Origin of the sequence: Streptomyces sp. SID12501 (genome assembly GCF_010550245.1) — a bacterium.
Taxonomy (GTDB): domain Bacteria; phylum Actinomycetota; class Actinomycetes; order Streptomycetales; family Streptomycetaceae; genus Streptomyces.
In genome coordinates this window covers 254,973-273,662 of record NZ_JAAGLU010000002.1, presented here as the reverse complement: position 1 = coordinate 273,662, position 18,690 = coordinate 254,973, and the positions used below count along the sequence as shown (strand labels likewise).

Genomic DNA, 18,690 nt, shown 5'->3' with positions numbered 1-18,690 from the left:
GGTTGCGGTGCGACAGCCCCCGGCCCTCGTTCCAGAAGATAACCATGAACACGTCAGCGATGTGGGCGGGTTCCCGCGAGGTGGATCGAGGGAGGTGGATCGAGGTCAGTGAGTGTGGGCCGATTCCGCCGCCGCCGCGATGTTGCGGGCCATGCCGCCGAAGACCGCGGCGTGGAAGGGGGCCACGCCCAGCCAGTAGGCGTGCCCGGCCAGGCCGTGCGGATGGAACAGGGCCCGCTGCCGGTACACCGTGCGGCCCTGGGGATCCCGGTCGACGGTCAGCTCCAGCCAGGCCAGGCCCGGCAGTCGCATCTCCGCGCGCAGCCGGAGCAGCCGGCCCGGCTCGATCTCTTCCACCCGCCAGAAGTCCAGGCTGTCGCCGACCCGCAGCCGTTTCGCGTCCCGGCGGCCCCGGCGCAGGCCGACCCCGCCCACCAGGGTGTCCAGCCGGCCGCGCACGGACCAGGCCAGCGGCGAGGAGTACCAGCCGTTCTCGCCGCCGATCGACTCCACCACGCGCCACAGGGCCTGCGGCGACGCCGCGACCGTACGCTCGCGCTGATCCGTGTAGAGGCTTCCGCCCGCCCAGTCCGGGTCGGTCGGCAGCGGGTCGCTGGGGGCGTGGGGAGTCGAGGCCGAGGACCATCTGGTGGCCACGTCCGCGTCCTGGACGCGCCGCAGCGCCAGCCCGATCGCCCGGTCGAGGGTGAGCGGTCCCTCCGGCGGGTCCGGCACGTAACGGACGATGTCCCGCTCGGCGCAGACCACCTCGTGCTTCAGCGACTCGACCAGCGGGCGCGCGAGAGCGCCCGGCACCGGGGTGACCAGACCGACCCAGAGGCTGGACAGCCGGGGCGTGAGCAGCGGAACGGGGACGATGACGCGCTTCGGCAGTCCGGCGACGGCGGCGTAACGCCGCATCATCTCCTGGTACGTGACGATGTCCGGCCCGCCGATGTCGAAGGTGCGGTTCACGTCGTACGGCAGCCGCGCGCACCCCACGAGGAGGCGGAGCACGTCGCGGACGGCGATCGGCTGGATGCGGGTGCGCACCCAGCTCGGGGTCACCATCGCGGGGAGCCGCTCGGTCAGATGGCGCAGCATCTCGAACGAGGCCGAACCCGACCCGATGATCACAGCGGCCCGCAGTACGGCGGTCGGTACGCCCGAGGCCAGGAGGATGCGGCCCACTTCGGCGCGGGACCGCAGATGGGGTGACAGCTCGCTCTCCGGTACTCCGGCGGGGCTCAGGCCACCGAGGTAGACGATCCGCCGGACTCCGGCGGCACGCGCCTGCTCACCGAAGATCCTGGCCGCGCGCCGGTCGGTCTCCTCGAAGCCCCGCCCGGTGCCCAGCGCGTGCACCAGGTAGTACGCGACGTCCATTCCCTCCATGGCCACCCGCACGGAAGCCTCGTCCGTCGCGTCCCCGCGCACGGCCTCCGCCTGCCCGGCCCACGGGTGGTCCCGCAGCTTGCCGGGCGAGCGGGCCAGACAGCGCACCGAGTACCCGGCCGCCAGCAACTCCGGCACCAGCCTGCCGCCCAGGTAACCGGTGGCGCCGGTGACGAGACAGCGCACCGGCCGGTCGTCCGCATGAAACGTCATGGCACTCATGCCTTCCCGTGTCTTCCCGGGACGTGCCCTCCGAGGGGCGCGGTCGCTGTTCCGTGTTCCCCGTTCCCTGCTCCCCGTTCCCTGTCCCCCTGAGGCCATGCTTGGGGCCGGGGGCGGGCACCGCAACCGCGCGGTCGCGACGACGCGAGCCGGGTCACTGGGCCCGGATGGCGTCGGCGGGCGGGGTGCGCAGGGCCTGGCGGGTGGGGAGTTCGACGGTGAGGAAAGCCGTGGCGGTGACCGTCAGCGCGAGGGCGGGCAGCAGCCACACCGGGCCCGTGGGCCACGGGTGGCCGAGGAAGCCCTGGCCCAGGAGCGCGAGGGGCACCGCCGACAGCAGCAGGGCCGCGGTGAGCGCGGTGGCGGCGGTCACCGCTGCCTCGCGCCGCATCATCGCGCGGATCTGCCGGGGTGTGGTGCCGATGAGCCGGAGAGCCGCCAGTTCCAGCCGGCGCTGGGCGGTGGCGGCGACGAGCTTGTTGGCGATGCTGAGGAGGAGATAGCCGAGCAGGACGACGATCGTCGCCAGGTTGATCCACACCTCCGGCGGCGCGTCCCGCAGGCCGTCGGTGGTCGTGGGGGCCGTGTCCGTGAGTGCCAGGCCCGGGTGGGACGCGGCGAGGGACGCAAGGGCCTGCCGGGCGGTCGCCGTGCCGTCCGTGCGGATCAGGATGCCCTGGTCGAGCCCCGTCGTCGTGTGTCCGGCCGCCAGGTCGTGGGACAGGACCACCGTGCCGAAGCCGAGCCCTCGGGCGTAGACGGCGACCACCTCGGCCTCGACCTTCGCGCCGTCGCCGAGGACGAGACCCACCCGGTTGCCCACCGACGCGGAGCGCGAGCGGGCGACATCGCTGCTGACGGCGACCGTGGCGCCGGTGAGCCGGTCCAGGCTCCCTTCCCGTACGCCGAGGTCGAGGACGTCCGACGCGTCCGGGGTGAGGATCATCGCGGAGGCGGACTCGGTCACCGTGTCGTCGAACATCTTGTACGGCCACACCACGGTGGTCGTGCTCACCGGGGCCGCCGCCCGTACGCCGGTCGTGCCCCGTACGTCGGCGAGCGTGCCGTCGGGCAGTCCGCCCAGGCCCGGTGCGTCGAGGCGCTGCTGGGCGAGAGTGCCGGTACGGGTGTCGTCGGCGGTGGCGGCCAGCACGGTGGTCTGGGTGAGTGTGTACGTCAGGACGAACACGACCGCCATGGCCAGGGTGCTGACGATCCCCGCGTTGCGCAGGGCGTACGCGCGGACGTTGGCCATGGCCAGCCAGGTCGGCGCGGAGACACCGGAGCCAGTACGGGTGCGCCTGGCCGCCGCGTTCCCGATGCCCCGGACGAGGGCCGGACCGGCCAGGGCCAGACCGATCGCCCCGAGGATGCCCGCGATGGACGTGGCCGCCGCGCCGAGAACCGTCGGGGAGAAGAGCGGTACGGCCGACATGGTGGTCGCGCCGACGATCACGAGGAGACCGATGCGCGTCCGGGTGCGCGACGGATCACGCGGCTCGCTGCGTGATTCGGCGACCGCCTCGGTGGCGGGCATCCGCGAGGTGCGCCAAGCCGAGCCGCGGGCCGAGATCTGCACGGTCAGGGCCATGAGGACGATCGTCGCGAGAGCGGGCAACGGGCTGACGGTCAGGGGTAGTTCGGGCGGCACGAGACCCTGGTCCGCCAGCAGTCCGCGGAACTGTCCGGCCAGCAGATAGCCGAGCGCCACCCCGGGTACGAGTGCCACGGCCGCGACGACGGTCGACTGGGCGGCGGCAAGTCGCCTGATCTGCCGGGGCGTTGCGCCCACGGCCCGCATCAGCGCGAGGTCGCGGCGCTGCCCGGCGATCGACACGGCCAGCGCGCTCGCCGTCACGAACCCGGTGATCAGCAGGACGATCCCGGCGAGCGACCCGGCGAGGAGAACCAGGAGGAAGCGGGACGCGCCCGCTCCGGGCGACACCAGGTCCCCGCGGTCCGCGCCGGTGACCGTCTCGAGTCCCGTCACCTTCAGCTTCGTAAGCCTCGTACGGACTTCGGCGGCGACCTGCTCCGCGGCGCCGGGCGCGGTGCGGAGGCCGATCAGGTCGACGGTTCCGGCGCGCGGGCCACCGCCACCGCCTCCCTCCTCTGGGAGCGCAGGCCGGACTCGACCAGGACACCGGTACCGGTGATCAGGGCCGCGCCGCCGAGAACCGCGCAGGCCACGGCGATCAGCGCGGTGATCCGGTGTCCGGCCATCTGGAGAGGGAGACGGAACATGTCGAACCTGGCGAAATTGGCGAACATGGCTCAGACCGTTCCTAAAGACTGAGCGGGAGTGAGTCCTGTTGCCAGAACCCATACTCAGTCGAACGCCCCGGACGGTGTTGGGCGTTCTGGTTGCCCGCGTTCGCTCCGCGTCCGGGCGGCACGGATCGTGTCCGTGGTCCGGGGATGCGGGGGCGGGTTTCCTCACGCCCAGGGACTCCTGGTCCGGCCTGGACGGTCCGATGCCCCACAGCATCACTCCGGTGCTGTGGGGGCGGTGTCGTCCGTCGCCGGATCGGGTGTCCCTGGGCGCGCCTTCCGATCGCCACGGCAGCAGCATCGTGGCGGGTGGTTGTGCGGGTTGTGGTGGTGAGGGGTTTCTGCCAGTGCTGGGCACCCCAGCGGCTGGTGTAGGCCGGGTCCACGGCGATGACCGCGATCCCCGTCTGATCGGCCATCGACGACAGCCGGGCGCGGAGCTTCCCAGTGGGCATACCGGAGATCAGCTGCCGGAAGCGTTTCCTGCGGCCATGCTTCTCCCGGGTCTTCTCAGCGGCGAAGTCCAGGTCCTCGACGGCGATCGCCTTTACACCACAAGCTCGGGCCCAGTGCAGGAGGTGGGTGAGGGCGTGCCGGACCTGCGCGTCACGGTGCTCGGCGCTGCCGGTCAAATCGTAGAAGAAACGGCGCGGACTGCCGGTCGGGTTGCCGTAACTGTCGAGGTGCCAGGCGGCGAGGTGATCGGCGTTCATGTCGACCCCGATCACGCCGTGGGCGAGCGCCGCCTCAATGGGGAGGGCCGGGGTGGGCGGGATCTGCCAGGACGCGGTCAGATACCAGCGGTCCCGGCCGGTATCGAGGTGAATGCGGTAGGCGACCGCCCGGTCGGCCGCGACACGGTCCGCCCACTCGCCGCCCCGGTGCGCGAACGCGACCCTGGACGTGAGGACGTAGCGGCCGTATGGGGCGTTCGCCAGATGCGCGAGCGGCGCGGGCAGCTTGATGCTCACCTCACCGTCGGGACCGATACGGATGGTCTCGTTGCCGTAGCGCTTGCCGGACTCACCGTCCGCCTGGCAGAACCAGCGCTCCGCCTCCCAGCGCCCGCGCCATCCGGGCTCGGTCAGCTGAGCCGCCTCCAGGTGGTGGCGGGTGCGGGCCAGCCGCTTGCCGCCGCGCACGACGTGGACGAGTCCGGCCTCGCGGTCGGCCCGCGCGGCGGCCAGCCGGTCCTGAAGCACCCGCAGCCGCCTCGACTTCGCATGCCACTCCCGCCGGGACCGGTAACCCCCCGGCGACTTCTTCGTCCCCCTCTGCCCGACCGGCAGTGACAACCGGTCCTCGACAGTGCGGACACCGGCTTCCAGATGGTGGATGTTCGCAGCCTGGCCACGCCGGGCCAGCGCCCACTGATCGTGAGTGGCCTTGGTGATCGACCCTGCCCACCGCGACGACGACAGCGGCGTCAACTCACGCTTCCGTACCGCCCACGCCTCCCCGAAATGCGACAAGCCGTCCCGACAGCGCGCCTTGAGATCCTTTGAAGCCAACGACCCCAGATGCGCACCCACCAGACGCAGCACCTTCTCATCGTCCTAGGTCAGGTCCTTGAAACGGGTCCGCACGGCCACACCGGACGGACCGGACGCGACGAACGGCGGCGCGATACTTCTCAGCCCACCCACCCTGTCACCCCCGCCCGTCCCCACCCGAAGATCCCGTCGCCATGGGAAACGAGCGCCGCCCGTGAAGGTCACGCATTCGATGCAAGAACATCAGTTCTCCACCCAAAACCGATCCCGCAGCCCAGACACGCGACACGACACCGACCACCCACACTCACTCCCGCTCACCAGAACGCACTTGAAGGCATGCCAGCCGCAACAGCTCCACACCCTTCTCGAACGGCCCCTGCGCAAGCGGTGTCCGGCTCATCGGCCTCACGATGTGAGCGACACTCCACTCGTCTGAGGGACATCGGTTCCGGCGGGCCACCCGCGTTGGGCACGCACTGTTGCCGGGAGAGATGGGACCGGACCAAGTAGCTTTGTTCTGAACGCTGTTCGAACTCGGTTGTCCGGGAACCACATCGGGATTGTCCTTGATCGGTAACGGACGCATCCTGTGGCCGCTTTTTCTCGTCATGCAGGTTGGTCGCGAGGTGACCAAGGACCGGCGAGGAACTGCGGGAAATGGGTGGGGACATGGCGCGGCACAGTGGCGGGCGCGGCTGGTACGGCAAGGTGCTCGGTGCGGCGCTCGGGGTGACGTTGCTCGCCACCGGTGCCTCGGTGTGGACCGCGCAGGCCGGCGCCGTGGACGGCTCCTCGCCGAAGACGACCGCTTCCGCCAAGCCCGGCGGCGCCGTCAAGCCGGTCGCGGTGACCATCGTGCACGCCTCGGACAAGGGTGCACGCGGCGTCAACATCACCATCGACGACGGCCCCGACCCCGACTGGACCCCCCAAGTGCTCGACGTACTGCGGGAGTACGGGGTGAAGGCCACGTTCTGCATGGTGGGGACGCAGGCGCAGGCCTACCCCGACCTCGTGAAGCAGGTGGTCGCGGACGGGCACCGGTTGTGCGACCACTCGGTGTCGCACGACACCACCATGGACAAGAAGTCCCAGGCCTACCAGTCGCAGCAGATCCTCGACGCCGAACGCATGATCACCGAGGCGTCCGGGGGCGTACGCCCGATGTACTACCGGGCGCCCGGCGGGGCCTTCACCCCGTACAGCCGCAAGCTCGCCGCCTCCCGGGGCATGCGCCCGCTGGGCTGGAACGTGGACACCAAGGACTTCGAGCGGCCGGGCACGGACGCCATCGTCGCCACCGTCGAGCGGGAACTGCCGAACGGGCCGACGCTCCTCTTCCACGACGCCGGAGGCGACCGCTCCCAGACCGTCGAGGCCCTGCGCCGGATCCTCCCCGAACTCAAGCAGCAGGGCTACTCGTTCGGCTTCCCGGTGCGCTGAACACCGGCCCTGGTCGCCCAACAGGGGACAACCTGGGGGCTCGGATCAGACGACGTCATGGACGTCGTGCACGTTGTGCTCGATCAGATCGGATGCGTGCCGGGCGACAGCGCGGTAGTCGGCATCGTCGTGGAGGACGGCCAAGCCGTGGTGGGCGGCGGTAGCGGCGATGACGAGATCCACCGCCGAGGCACTGCGATGCTCCCCGGCCTGAGCCATACGGTGTTGCACCGCGCTGATCCAGCGCCCCGCGTTCTTCGGCACGGAGGCATCCGGGTAGAGGTCGGCGAACATTTCGGCGATCTCGTCGTACTCGCGACCGTTACGAGCGCTGTACAGGAACTCGGCGCGCTGCACGAAGCAGGACGCGACGGCCCCGGCATCGATCGCGTCGTACCAGGCCGATCGCAGTTTCGGATCGCTGAGCAGCCGGACCAGGCCGGACGTGTCGAGCAGGTAGATCACCGGCTGTCCTTCTCCGCCCGGTGCAGACGCTCGGCATCCTCGACGGCACCCCAGGCACGCGCACGCTCGAAGTGACGGCTGATGCGCGCCGCGCGCTCCTGCTGCTCGGCGTAGAAGTGCAGAGCGAGATTGACCGCCTCTTTCTTGGTCCTGACCTTGGACAGAGCCATGGCGCGTTCCAGGGCGTCGTCGTCGATGTCGATCTGGGTCACTGACATGCGGCACCTCCTGCACGATGTTGGTGATGTACATAGAAGAATATGCCACCAACATCCCTAGGTCCAGCCCGCTGGCGGCACGCGCCGTCCGGTCCGCGTCGCCGTACGCCACCCGCACACCACCTGCGATTTCACCCTCACTGCAACCAATCCGGGGTCTCAGCGGGAACGGATTACGACCGGACATGTCCCGACCGTGGAGGCCCTCGGTGAAAGAAGTAGTACATATCGGCAGAAATCCGTCGGCCAGTCCCGCCCTGGAGGAGTTGCTGGGCCGGGTCGCGCTCGGGGACGAGGACGCGTTCGCCGGTGTCTACGACGCCGTGGCGGGGCCGGTGCTGGGTGTCGTGCGGGCCGTGCTGCGTGATCAGGCGCAGTCGGAGGAGGTGACGCAGGAGGTGCTGGTGGAGGTGTGGCGTACCGCTCCCCGCTACCGGGCCGACCGTGGGACGGCCATCAACTGGATCCTCACGCTGGCGCACCGCCGGGCGGTGGACCGGGTGCGCTCGGTGGACGCCGCCGCGGCCCGCGACCACAAGGCCGCGCTGCTGGACCGGCTTCCCGAGTACGACGAGGTGGTCGAGCACGTGGAGGCACGGCTGGAGCGGGAACAGGTACGGCGCTGTGTGCGCACGCTGACCGAGCTCCAGCGTCAGGCCGTCACCCTGGCTTACTACCGGGGGCTGACCTACCGCGAGGTGGCGGAGGCGCTGGCGCTGCCGCTGGGGACCGTCAAGACCCGACTGCGCGACGGGCTCATCCGGCTGCGCGACTGCCTGGGGGTGACCGCGTGACGACCACCGATCTGCACCGGCTGACGGGCGCCTACGCCCTGCACGCCCTGTCCGACACGGAGAACACCGCGTTCGAGCGTCATCTGGCGGGCTGCGAGGCGTGCGCGCAGGAGACCGCCGAGCTGTCCGCGACCGCGGCCCGCATGGGACTCGCCGTCGCCACGACACCCCCTGCCGGACTGCGTGAACAGGTGCTGCGCCGGATCACCTCGGTCCGCCAGGAGACCCCGGGCAGACCGGCGGCCCAGGCTCTCGCCGTCCGGTCCGGCCCCCGGGCCCGGACACTGTCCCGGTGGGCGCTCGCCGCCTGCCTCGCGGCGGCCACGGCGCTCGGCGGAACGACCCTGTGGCAGCACCAGCAGGCCGAGGACGCACGCGACCGGGCGCGCAGCGCCACGCAGGCCACGGACGAGATCGCCGCCGTACTGGCCGCGCCGGACGCCAGGACCCGCGCCGCCGGGCTGACCGGCGGCGCCACGGGTACCGTCGTCGTCTCCCGTGGCCGGGACAGGGCGGTGTTCTTCGTCTCGGGGATGGCTTCTCCGCCCGGCGGGAAGGTCTACCAGCTGTGGTTCGACGAGGACGGAACCATGCGGCCGGCCGGTCTGATGGACCCCGCCCGCAGCGACCAGGCCGTCCTGCTCCGGGGCTCCGTCGACGGGGCCTCGGGAATGGGCATCACCGTCGAACCCGACGGCGGCTCGAAAGCGCCGACGTCCGCCCCGGTCGCCCTGATGACCTTCCCGAGTTGAACGGGGGCAACGTGGCGGCAACGGGGATCAGACGAGGCCCGTGACCGTCACGGTGACCCTCGGGGCGGGCTGCGAGGGCTGGGCGTACTCCAGGGCGCCCAGGCGGCGCTCGACGGTGTCCCGGCCGACGCGGGCCACGTCCAGGGTCCTGGCCCGTCGCAGCGCTACGAGATGGATCTCGACGTGCCAGGAACCGTCGCCGTCCTGGCGGGTCACGCGCACTCCGGCGGACGGTGACCCGGTGGTCCCGGCCGGGGGCCGCGACAGCGCGGAGCGCAGCCGGTCCGTCAGGCCCGGCCGGAGAAAGGCCACCCCCGGCACGCCCTCCACGGCCGTGGCGAGTTCCGCGACGAGTGCCGCGTGCGCGGTGCCCTCGTGGTGCACGGTCATGGCGTACGGCCTTCTTCCTGGCCGTCGTCGGCCGGAGTGTGGAGGAGATCGGTGACACGGATGTCCACGGCCGCCACGACCATGCCCAGTTCGCGGTAAGCGGCCTCCCGTACCCGCTCACGCACCCGGGCGGCGAGGTCCGGCAGGGAGACGTCGGCCGGGGCGTGGATGTCGAGGCGGACTCCGACGGCGCCGTCGGCAGAGGTGTCGGAGTGGGCGTGGGAGCTGGAGCAGGCGTCGGAGTGGGCGTCGGCCGGAGCATCAAAAAGCCGGCAGGAGCCTGCCCGGACGCCCGCGACCGTCTCGGCCGCCGCGCGCAGCGCGCGGGCCGCGACCGCCTCCATGATCCACAGGTCCTCGGCGGGTTCACCGAGGGGCAGGGGGCGCCCCGGACGCAGTTCGAGGCGTACGACGTCCATGACCCGCCGGGTCAGCGGCCCGGCGTCGTAGGCGGCGGTGTCCGTCTCCTCCTGCAGGCCGCGCACCACGGACTCCAGGCGGTCGAGTCCGCTGACGGCCTGACTGCAGTACGGGCAGGACCGCAGGTGGGAGTCCGTGCCGCCGGTGTCGTCAGAGTAATCGGTGCCGTCGGACCGCTGTTCCCAGTCGTTCCAGGTCCGCGACAACAGCCTTCCGCACGGCAGGAGTTCGTCGTCGTCAGCGTGGGTGGACGCGTTGTTCGGCGGTTCGGTGCGGTCGGTCATCGCCAGGCCCCCAGTGCTTGGGTGAGACAACGGCGGGCGCGGAAGACACGGGCGCGGACGGCCTCCTGGCTGATGCCGACCGTGTCCGCGATGAACTCGTAGGAGCGGCCGTCCAGTTCGCGCAGCACCCAGCAGGCCCGCTGTTCGGCCGAGAGCAGGTCGAGGGCCTCCCGCAACTCGCGGACGGCTTCGTGGGCCTCCGTGATGCGGGCCGGGGAGGTGGTGTGCTCGGCCGCGGGCACGTCACCCGCCGCCTCCAGCGAGGCCACGGGTTTGCGGGCCCGCAGCACGTTCAGGCAGCGGTTGGTGACGATCCGGTAGGTCCAGGTGCCGAAGGAGGAGCGCCCCTGGAACTCCGGCAGCCTCCGCCAGGCACTGAGGAAGGCGTCCTGCACGGCGTCCTCCGCCTCGGTACGGGTCCCGAGCAGACCCGTGGCGAGCCGGATCAGGGCGGGCGCGTGCCGCTGCACGAGCACGGCGAAGGCGTCCTCGTCGCCTTCGCCGGCCCTGACCGTCAGCAGGACGTCGTCCGGGTCGGCCCGGGTGTCCGGTGGTGCGCTCCGGGTGCGGTCACCCGCCACTGGCGACTCCTTTCGTCCGGTCGTCCCGTTTTCCAGTCGTCCGAAGGTTGGACACCGCAGCGCCGTCCCCGTTACGGAGAACGACAAGAACGACAAGAACATGAAGAACTTCGGGAGACGGGCACCTTACGGATGCCGCGTGGGAGCACTTTCACTCCCCTTTTTCCGTAACGGAAGCGGGCACGGATTGGTCGGAAAGGGAAAATCATCCGATCGTGGGGGCGACCAATCCGCCCGGCTTTCGGGGCCGGATTCCCACCGTGACCGAGAACGAGAAGAAAGCACCGCCGCTGCTGGGCGCGCTCAGCGGCGTCTTGGCGGGATTCGCCGCGCTCACGGTCGCCGAGGCGGTGGCGGGAGGCGTGCGTCCGCAGGCCGGTCCTGTCGTCGCAGTGGGCGGCGCGGCGATCGACAGGACTCCCGCCACCGTCAAGGACTGGGCGATCCGGAATTTCGGTTCCGACGACAAGCTGGTTCTTCAGCTCGGAATTCTCGCGGTACTGGCGCTTTTCGCACTGGCGCTCGGAATTCTCGCCCTGCGGTTCAGGCGCACCGGCGCGGCCGGCGTGCTGTTGTTCGGAGTCGTCGGCGCCGTCGCGGCGACGAGCAGGCCCGACTCGACCGGTGTCACGGACGCGCTGCCCTCCGTGGCAGGCGCCGCCGCCGGAGCGGTTCTCCTGTACGTCCTCACGGGCCGCCTCGGGCCCCGGGCATCCGCGTCCGGAACGTCGGCGCCCGGCCGGTCACCGTCCGGCACATCGGCGCCCCACTTGTCGGCGCCCGATGCGTCGGAGTCCCGCACATCACCGTCCGGGACTTCGGAGTCCGACACATCCGCGCCCGGCCAGTCGGCGCCCGGCACATCGCCGTCCGGAACTTCGTCGTCCGGCGAGGGCTGGGACCGGCGCGGCTTCGTGATCGTGGCGGGCGCGGCGGCCGTGGCATCGGCGGGAGCCGGTCTGCTCGGCCGCTCACTGAGCGCTTCCGGCGGGCAGGACGCGGTCGCCTCCCGCAGGAACGTGGTGCTGCCCGCACCAGCCTCCCCGGCCCGGGCCGTGTCCAGGGGCGCCCGGCTGCGGATCCCGGGGGTGAGCCCTTTCGTCACACCCAACAGCGACTTCTACCGGGTCGACACCGCCCTGGTGGTGCCCAGGGTCGACGCCACCGAATGGCGGCTGCGCATCCACGGCGCCGGCGTCGTCCGGCCGGTCACCCTCTCCTTCGACGACCTGCTGCGGCGCGAGCTGGTCGAGCGGGACATCACGCTCACCTGCGTCTCGAACGAGGTCGGCGGCCCGTACGTCGGCAACGCCCGCTGGATCGGCGTACGACTGGCCGGTCTGCTGGCCGAGTGCGGGGTGAGGCCGCCCTCGAAGGGCGGGCCGGCCGACCAACTGGTGGCCCGCTCGGTGGACGGGATGACGATCGGCAGCCCGGTCGAGGACGTGATGGACGGCCGCGACGCCCTCCTCGCGCTGGGCATGAACGGCGAACCGCTGCCCTTCGAGCACGGCTTCCCGGTCCGCATGGTGGTGCCCGGCCTCTACGGCTACGTCTCGGCCTGCAAGTGGATCAAGGACATCGAGCTGACCACGTTCGACGCCTACGACCCCTACTGGGTCAGGCGCGGCTGGGCCCGCAGGGCGCCGGTCAAGACGCAGTGCCGTATCGACACCCCCAGGCCCTTCGCCCGCCCCGGCACCGGCGCGGTCATGGTCGCCGGGGTCGCGTGGGCCCAGCACCGCGGCATCGACAGGGTCGAGGTCCGGGTCGACGACGGCCCCTGGCAGGAGGCCCGGCTCGCCGCCGAGGACACCCGCGACACCTGGCGCCAGTGGTCCTTCCCCTGGCAGGCCACCAAGGGCGGCCACACCCTCACCGCCCGCGCCACCGACCGCACCGGCGCGGTGCAGACCGAGAAGCGCGCCCGCACCATCCCCGACGGCGCCAGCGGATGGCACTCCGTGGTCGTGACCGTCGACTGATCCCGGCCTCCCCCTGACCCCTGGCCTCTGGCCTCTGACCTCTGGCCTCTCAAGCCACCTTCCCCGACCCCCGTACGAACGCGGCTCAGACCGCACCGACCCACAGGAGAAACACCATGAACACCCGCATCAGCCGTACCCGCCGTATCGCCGCGACCGTCGCCGCGGCGGCCGTCCTGCCGCTGGCCCTGAGCGCCTGCTCCGACGACAGCGGCAGCGACTCCGCCAAGTCCGACTCCTCGACGAAGGCGTCCGCTTCGGCCGCCACGTCGGACGACGGCATGACCGGTTCCGGCAGCGCCACCACGGCCGACCAGCCGTTCGGCTCCGCCTGTTCGGCGGTGCCCGCGAGCGGTGCCGGCTCGTTCGACGGCATGGCCCAGGACCCGGTGGCCACCGCCGCGTCCAACAACCCCGCCCTGTCCACGCTGGTGGCGGCGGTGAAGAAGGCCGGCCTGGTCGACACCCTCAACAACGCCCAGAACATCACCGTGTTCGCGCCGACCAACGACGCCTTCGCCAAGATCCCGAAGGCGACCCTTGACAAGGTCCTGAACGACAAGGCCCAGCTGACGAAGATCCTCACCTACCACGTGGTGGGCCAGAAGCTGACCCCCAAGGACCTGGAGAAGGGCTCCTTCGACACCCTGGAGACGTCGAAGGTGACCACCTCGGGCTCCGGTGAGTCCTACACCGTCAACGACTCCGCCAAGGTCGTCTGCGGCAACGTGAAGACCGCCAACGCCAACGTCTACATCATCGACACCGTTCTCATGCCCACCAGCTGACGGACCGTCATATTCGGGGCGCCACTTCGGTGGCGCCCCGAGGTTTTTCCGGGTACCCGCGTCACAGACCCGGCCGGGCCGGGTCTGACGGAGTGAAGGCACATAAGCGGAGCACATCAGCGACGAGACAGAGATGGGCATGCCATGACCACGCAGACCGCACCAGTCGCCAACGCCAACGCCAACCCCAACACCAACACCAACACCAACGCCAACAAGGACCTGGACCTGGGCACCCCGCAGCCGGTCAGGTCGCCGCAGACCACGACGGCCGTGTCCGGCGGTGCGACGGGAGCCGACCAGCCTGCCGCGAACCGTGGCCGGACGTCGATCGCCGACGTCGTCGTGGTGAAGGTGGCGGGCATCGCCGCCCGGGAGATCCCCGGCGTGCACGACATGGGCGGCGGGCTCTCGCGCAGCTTCGGCGCCGTACGCGAGCGCGTGCCCGGCGGCCGGCCCAACGTGGGCCGCGGCGTGAAGGTCGAGGTGGGCGAGCGGCAGACGGCCATCGACCTGGACCTGGTCGTCGAGTACGGGGTGTCCGTGATGGACGTCGCCCAGGACGTCCGGGAGAACGTCGTCTCCGCCGTGGAGCGCGTCACCGGGCTTGAGGTCGTCGAGGTGAACATCACGGTCAACGACGTCCACCTGCCCGACGACGAGGAGTCCGCGAGCACGACCGAGGCCCGCGTGGAGTAGGGCGGCCGGTCAGGGGCAGGAGTGGACCGGGTGAGAGGTGGATGGGCATGAGCACACCGTTCGTAGGCATGATCGCGGGTATGGCCCTGGCGTTCGCCGGCTGGTTCGGCGGGTTCGGCGCCTTCCTGCTCGTGGCCGCTCTCGGCGCCCTGGGCTGGATGCTGGGCCGGTGGGCCGAGGGCGGCGGCAGCATCCGGGATGTACGGGACGTGCGGGACGCGTTCGAGCGGAGCCGTCGATGACCGCCGCCGCGCAGCGGGGCACCACCACCGTCTCGGAGCGGGCGGTGCGCAGGATCGCCGAGCGGGCGACCACCGAGGTGCTGCCCGCCCGGGGCGGCGCCCGGACGGCCCGGGCCGCGGCGTCCGTGCGCGGCAGAAGGGCGGACGTGTCCCTCGCGGTGACGCTGCCCTATCCAGCTCCGCTGACCGACACCGTGCGGGACGTTCAGCGGCACGTCGTGGAACGCACCCGGGAACTGACGGGCCTCGACGTGCCGGCCGCGCGCGTCAGCGTCATCTCGCTCGCCCCGCCGACCTCGTCCTCCCACCCACTGGTGTCCCCGGCCCTGGAGGCCGACCCGGACGCCCCGGACGCCCCGGACGGCCGTGAGAGCCGTACGCCCCGGCGCTGGTGGTCCCGGCGCCGGATTCCGGTCGCCGTGCTGTCCGCGGTGGCCGCCCTGGGGTGCGGTGCGCTCGCCCTCGACCTGGTCCGGGTGCACACCGCGCACCGGACGGCCGCCGCCTGGCGGACCTCCGCCGTGCACTGGGCGGCCGGGCACGGGCCCGGCGACCCGGCTGTCGTCGCCGTGGGCGGGTTGACCGCCCTGCTGGGCGTCTGGATGATCGTTCTCGCTCTCTCCCCCGGCCGGCGTCGCCAGTACACCGTCCGTACCTCGGCGGCCCACGTCGACGCCGCGGTGGACCGCTCGGCGGTGGAGGCCCTGGTCCGCGACGCGGTGGGAGACGTGGACGGCGTCGGAGCGGTGCGGGTACGCGTGCGGCGCCGACGGGTCACCGTGCGGGCCGGGCTCGCCTTCGGCGACCGGGCGCACGCGCACACCGCCGTCACGGCCGCCGCCCGGGACACCCTGGCCGGCTGCCTCCTGGGCGGCGGTCACCGGTTGCGGGTCACCGTCACGCCGGAGCACGTGTGGCAGCGTCCCGCCCCGACAGCGGACACTCCGGGACACGGTGACGGCGGCCCCTCACTGGTCGCCTTCCCCGCCTCCGCCTCAGCCTCCGCCTCCACCCCGGGAGGCGACCAGTGAGGGGCCGCACCAGTACCGTCGTCAACCGCGCCGTCCTCGGCGGCGTCGGAGTAGCGCTCGTCCTCGCGGGCTCCTGGCTCGCCGCCACCGACCGCCACCTCGCGGACCGGCTGCCGTCATGGTGGCCGACCGCCGGTACGGGCACCGTCCTGCTCGACGAGGACGGGCTGACGCGCCTCCGCGCCGAGGGCTGGTGGACGCCCGCCGTCATGGCTGCGGCGATCGGCCTGACCGTGCTGTTCGCGCTCTTCTCCGTCGCACGGTTCGGCCGGGGCCCGACCCGGCACCTCGCCCTGCCCTCCCCCCGCTGCACGGTGCGCCCCCAGGCCCTGGCCGAGGCGCTGACCGCGCGCACGGCGGCCCTCCCGGGCATCGCCCGCAGCCACGCCCGGGTACTGCCCCGGCGCGGCCGGCGACTGGACCTGGATCTACGGGTCTGGCTGGAACCCGACACGTCCCCGGACGCCGTACTGCCCGCCCTGCGCGCGGTGACGGCCGAGGCCGGGACAGCTGCGGCACCGTACACGGCGCACACCCGGGTCCGGCTGAGTGCCGCCTCGCACCGCATGCCCCGTGTCCGCTGAGCCGTACACCGACGTGTCCGGCGATGTCCGCCGGGCGCGTCGGCTCCCGTGGCCGTCGCCGTGCCAGTTCGTGGCCTGGCGGTCCGCGGTGCGGCGCACGCCGGTGTCACTGTGGAACGACGACATCACGGACTACGCGGCGGCGCTGACGTACTACGCGATCCTCGCGGTGCTCCCCGCCATGCTGGCCACGGTCCTGGCGTTCGGTCTGATCAGCCCGGAGACGGCCGAGGGCTTCATCACCCACGTCACCGCCTACGCCCCGGCCGAGTCCGGTGCCGAACTGCACACCGTCCTGACCCATGCGCTGGACACGGACCGGACGGTCTGGCCTCTCCTCGTGACCGGTGCGGCCAGCGCACTGTGGTCGGCCACCAGCTATCTCGCCGTCTTCCGCCGTGCCCTGCACCGCATGCACCGCGTCGAGGACCGGCGCTCGACCTGGCGCAAGGCGCACCGCATCGTGCTCACCGCGCTCGTCCTGCTCGCGCTGCTCCTCGTCGGCTCGCTCACCCTGCTGCTCACCGGCCCGCTCGCGGAGGCCGTCGGCCGCACCCTGGGCATGGACGCCACCGTGGCCTGGACGTGGCGGCTGCTGCGCTGGCCGCTGCTGCTGTGCCTCGTCGCCCTGCTGGTCGTGATCGTCTTCCACACCGGCCCCGACATCGCGCGCCGACGCGGGCACAGCCTGTCCGGCGGCGCGCTGGCCGCCGCGCTGTGGCTGACCGTCTCCGCGGGCTTCTCGACGTACGCCTCGACACTCGGCGCCTACAGCAGGCTGTACGGCTCGCTCTCCGGCATCGTCGTCTTCCTCGTCTGGCTGTGGCTGTCGAACCTGGCGCTGCTCACCGGCGCGCAGTTCGCGGCGGAACTCTCCAAGGCGCCGCCCGCTCAGAGCACCGGGAAACCTCCGGTGCCGTAGCACTCCTCGGGGAGGGGGTCCGGGGTGCCGTCGGGGTCGAGGAGGTGGGCCACGAGGGCAGCGGTGGTGCGGTGCCAGAAGCGGGGGCGACGCAGCATGGCGTGGTCGCCGCCGCCGATGACGGCCATCCCGGCCCGCGCCCCAGTACTGCGCGCCCGGCGCACACAGTCCGCCGCGTCGGCGGGCGAGGTGACGCGGTCCCGTTCGCCGTGCAGGGCGACGACGTGCCGGCCCGCCGTCTGCTCCACCGGCTCGCCCGGCGGCCACCAGGGGGCCAGTGCCACGACGCCGCACACCTGCGGGTGACCGGCGGCGCGCAGGGCGGCCCGGCCGCCCATGGAGTGACCGAGCAGCACGGTGGGCACCGGGCCGGCCAGTGCGGCGAGGTCGCGCAGCGCCTCCCCGGTGTCCCGTACGGGATCGGCGCGTCCGCCGTTCCAGCCGCGGAGGCGATAGCGGACCTGGGCGACCAGGACGTCCTCGTGCGGCAGAGCGGCGGTCACCGCCCGCACGACGAGGTCCATCCGCAGCGCGGCGAGCTGCCAGGGCCGGGAGCGGCGCTCGCTCGTCGCCTGCCCGCCGTGCAGCACCAGCACGGCAGCCCGGGGGCGGGCCGGACGGCGCCTGAGCAGCAGGGTGTTCCTGGGCGACGGAAGGAATCGAGTCCCGTACTGCTCGTCCTGTTGCCCGTCCCGCTGCTGGTCCTGTTGCACGACGGCACACCCCCTGCTCCGGCTGTTCCGGCCTCCGCGTCCCGCGTCGCGCGGGCCACGGAGGCGATCCTCTCCCGACCCGACCCGACCCGACCTGATCCGATCTGATCCGATCTGATCCGATCCGATCCGATCCGATCTGATCCGACCGGTCCGTCACGGCATCCCCGGGCCGCTCCGTCGCGGCGGGCGCGGGAAGAAGCCGCTCGTACGGGCCGTGTACTCGGCGTACCCGGGCCGATTGGCCATATGCCGCTCCAGCAGCCGTTTTCCGCTTCCCCGGGTCAGCAGCAGGCTCATCACCACCGGGGACACGACGGACACGACGGCCGCCGCCCAGGAGTCGCAGACGATCAGGAACAGGCCCCACCACACGCAGAAGTCCCCGAAGTAGTTGGGGTGCCGGGTCCACGCCCACAGCCCGCGGTCCATGATCTTTCCCCGGTTGGCGGGATCGGCCCGGAAGCGGGCCAGCTGGGCGTCCCCGGCCGCCTCGAAGCCGATCCCGACCGCCCACAGCGCGGTGCCGGCCCAGGCGAGGGCCGACGGCGGGCCGGACACGTACTGCGCGGCCTGCACGGGCAGGGACACCAGCCAGACAAGGCCGCCCTGGAGGAGATAGACCATGCGCAGCGCGTACGCGTTCCGGCTGCCGGGCGCCTTGGCCAGCATCTTCTCGTAGCGCGGGTCCTCACCGTGGCCCCGGCCCCGGCGGGCGATGTGCACCGCGAGCCGCAGCCCCCAGACCGCTGTCAGTACGGTCACCAGCAGCCGTCGTACGAGGTCGCCCTCACCTGCGGAGGCCGCGAAGGTCGTGACGGCCACCGCCGCGAAGCCGGTCCCCCAGGCGACGTCCACGATCCGGTGCACGCCTATGCGCACCGCGACGCCGAAGGTGACCAGCATGACCGTGAGGGCAGCGGCGGCGGCCCAGGCCAGGTTGAGCGCGAACGCGTGCCACGGGAAGCCGCTCACGGTGGTGTTCACGGTGGCGT

Annotated in this window: 20 protein-coding genes and 1 pseudogene; 10 read left to right on the top strand and 11 right to left on the bottom strand. The window is 72.1% G+C overall.

All coding sequences use genetic code 11. The annotated features are described in order from the left end of the window. Positions 1-105: 105 nt before the first annotated feature. From G3I71_RS02990 to G3I71_RS02980, 4 genes and pseudogenes are all read right to left on the bottom strand, one after another. Complete coding sequence (locus tag G3I71_RS02990) at positions 106-1,608, bottom strand: SDR family oxidoreductase (RefSeq protein WP_164312279.1); 1,503 nt, start codon at positions 1,606-1,608, stop codon at positions 106-108. A 163-nt stretch (positions 1,609-1,771) separates the two neighbouring features. Further along, positions 1,772-3,607: an FtsX-like permease family protein gene (locus G3I71_RS02985; protein WP_343242826.1), complete on the bottom strand. Its 1,836-nt coding sequence runs from the start codon at positions 3,605-3,607 to the stop codon at positions 1,772-1,774. Positions 3,608-3,681: 74 nt separating this feature from the next. After that, positions 3,682-3,888, bottom strand: a complete 207-nt coding sequence (locus tag G3I71_RS52570; RefSeq protein ID WP_343242825.1) for a hypothetical protein — start codon at positions 3,886-3,888, stop codon at positions 3,682-3,684. A gap of 14 nt (positions 3,889-3,902) precedes the next feature. Continuing rightward, positions 3,903-5,534, bottom strand: a pseudogene (locus tag G3I71_RS02980) (IS200/IS605 family accessory protein TnpB-related protein). 519 nt (positions 5,535-6,053) lie between these two features. Here G3I71_RS02980 and G3I71_RS02975 point away from each other — a divergent pair. Beyond that, complete coding sequence (locus G3I71_RS02975; RefSeq protein WP_164312278.1) at positions 6,054-6,827, top strand: polysaccharide deacetylase family protein; 774 nt, start codon at positions 6,054-6,056, stop codon at positions 6,825-6,827. A 45-nt stretch (positions 6,828-6,872) separates the two neighbouring features. Here G3I71_RS02975 and G3I71_RS02970 read toward each other — a convergent pair whose 3' ends face one another. Both G3I71_RS02970 and G3I71_RS02965 read right to left on the bottom strand, forming a co-directional pair. Then, on the bottom strand, positions 6,873-7,292 hold the full coding sequence (locus G3I71_RS02970) for a PIN domain-containing protein (protein ID WP_164312277.1): 420 nt from the start codon (positions 7,290-7,292) through the stop codon (positions 6,873-6,875). Next, positions 7,289-7,510 carry a type II toxin-antitoxin system VapB family antitoxin gene (locus tag G3I71_RS02965; RefSeq protein WP_203729137.1) on the bottom strand — a complete coding sequence of 74 codons (222 nt, stop codon included), beginning with the start codon at positions 7,508-7,510 and terminating at the stop codon, positions 7,289-7,291. The genes G3I71_RS02970 and G3I71_RS02965 overlap by 4 nt, the downstream gene beginning before the upstream one ends. Positions 7,511-7,719: 209 nt before the next feature. Here G3I71_RS02965 and G3I71_RS02960 point away from each other — a divergent pair, with 209 nt between their 5' ends. Both G3I71_RS02960 and G3I71_RS02955 read left to right on the top strand, forming a co-directional pair. Further along, positions 7,720-8,304, top strand: a complete 585-nt coding sequence (locus G3I71_RS02960) for a sigma-70 family RNA polymerase sigma factor (protein ID WP_164312276.1) — start codon at positions 7,720-7,722, stop codon at positions 8,302-8,304. Then, positions 8,301-9,056, top strand: coding sequence for an anti-sigma factor (locus G3I71_RS02955; RefSeq protein WP_164312275.1), 756 nt, complete (start codon positions 8,301-8,303; stop codon positions 9,054-9,056). The genes G3I71_RS02960 and G3I71_RS02955 overlap by 4 nt, the downstream gene beginning before the upstream one ends. A gap of 27 nt (positions 9,057-9,083) precedes the next feature. On the opposite strand, the gene G3I71_RS02950 is transcribed toward G3I71_RS02955, so the two are convergent. From G3I71_RS02950 to G3I71_RS02940, 3 genes are read right to left on the bottom strand one after another with little or no spacing between them, the layout of a single operon-like run. Then, positions 9,084-9,446, bottom strand: a complete 363-nt coding sequence (locus G3I71_RS02950; protein WP_164312274.1) for a hypothetical protein — start codon at positions 9,444-9,446, stop codon at positions 9,084-9,086. Next, positions 9,443-10,150: an Asp23/Gls24 family envelope stress response protein gene (locus G3I71_RS02945; RefSeq protein WP_164312273.1), complete on the bottom strand. Its 708-nt coding sequence runs from the start codon at positions 10,148-10,150 to the stop codon at positions 9,443-9,445. The genes G3I71_RS02950 and G3I71_RS02945 overlap by 4 nt, the downstream gene beginning before the upstream one ends. Beyond that, positions 10,147-10,731, bottom strand: a complete 585-nt coding sequence (locus G3I71_RS02940; RefSeq protein ID WP_343242824.1) for a sigma-70 family RNA polymerase sigma factor — start codon at positions 10,729-10,731, stop codon at positions 10,147-10,149. Before G3I71_RS02940 ends, G3I71_RS02945 begins: the two co-directional genes overlap by 4 nt. A 260-nt stretch (positions 10,732-10,991) precedes the next feature. On the opposite strand from G3I71_RS02940, the gene G3I71_RS02935 reads away from it, so the two are divergent. From G3I71_RS02935 to G3I71_RS02905, 7 genes are all read left to right on the top strand, one after another. Then, the gene (locus tag G3I71_RS02935) at positions 10,992-12,716 is read left to right on the top strand and encodes a sulfite oxidase (protein WP_164312271.1); all 1,725 of its coding nucleotides are present in this window, start codon (positions 10,992-10,994) and stop codon (positions 12,714-12,716) included. 116 nt (positions 12,717-12,832) lie between these two features. After that, positions 12,833-13,504 carry a fasciclin domain-containing protein gene (locus tag G3I71_RS02930; protein ID WP_164312270.1) on the top strand — a complete coding sequence of 224 codons (672 nt, stop codon included), beginning with the start codon at positions 12,833-12,835 and terminating at the stop codon, positions 13,502-13,504. 144 nt (positions 13,505-13,648) lie between these two features. Beyond that, the gene (locus G3I71_RS02925) at positions 13,649-14,203 is read left to right on the top strand and encodes an Asp23/Gls24 family envelope stress response protein (RefSeq protein WP_164312269.1); all 555 of its coding nucleotides are present in this window, start codon (positions 13,649-13,651) and stop codon (positions 14,201-14,203) included. A gap of 47 nt (positions 14,204-14,250) precedes the next feature. Then, positions 14,251-14,445, top strand: a complete 195-nt coding sequence (locus tag G3I71_RS02920) for a hypothetical protein (RefSeq protein ID WP_164312078.1) — start codon at positions 14,251-14,253, stop codon at positions 14,443-14,445. Continuing rightward, a complete protein-coding gene (locus tag G3I71_RS02915; protein WP_203729133.1) occupies positions 14,442-15,476 on the top strand; it encodes a DUF6286 domain-containing Asp23/Gls24 family envelope stress response protein in 1,035 nt (344 codons plus the stop codon). Before G3I71_RS02920 ends, G3I71_RS02915 begins: the two co-directional genes overlap by 4 nt. Continuing rightward, complete coding sequence (locus G3I71_RS02910; protein WP_164312268.1) at positions 15,473-16,060, top strand: hypothetical protein; 588 nt, start codon at positions 15,473-15,475, stop codon at positions 16,058-16,060. The genes G3I71_RS02915 and G3I71_RS02910 overlap by 4 nt, the downstream gene beginning before the upstream one ends. Positions 16,061-16,130: 70 nt before the next feature. Beyond that, the gene (locus G3I71_RS02905; protein ID WP_343242833.1) at positions 16,131-16,982 is read left to right on the top strand and encodes a YihY/virulence factor BrkB family protein; all 852 of its coding nucleotides are present in this window, start codon (positions 16,131-16,133) and stop codon (positions 16,980-16,982) included. Here G3I71_RS02905 and G3I71_RS02900 read toward each other — a convergent pair. After that, the gene (locus G3I71_RS02900) at positions 16,952-17,617 is read right to left on the bottom strand and encodes an alpha/beta hydrolase (RefSeq protein WP_164312396.1); all 666 of its coding nucleotides are present in this window, start codon (positions 17,615-17,617) and stop codon (positions 16,952-16,954) included. The two genes, G3I71_RS02905 and G3I71_RS02900, sit on opposite strands and share 31 nt — an antisense overlap. A 234-nt stretch (positions 17,618-17,851) precedes the next feature. Next, positions 17,852-18,670, bottom strand: coding sequence for a DUF1295 domain-containing protein (locus G3I71_RS02895; protein WP_164312395.1), 819 nt, complete (start codon positions 18,668-18,670; stop codon positions 17,852-17,854). Between the last annotated feature and the right edge of the window lie 20 nt (positions 18,671-18,690).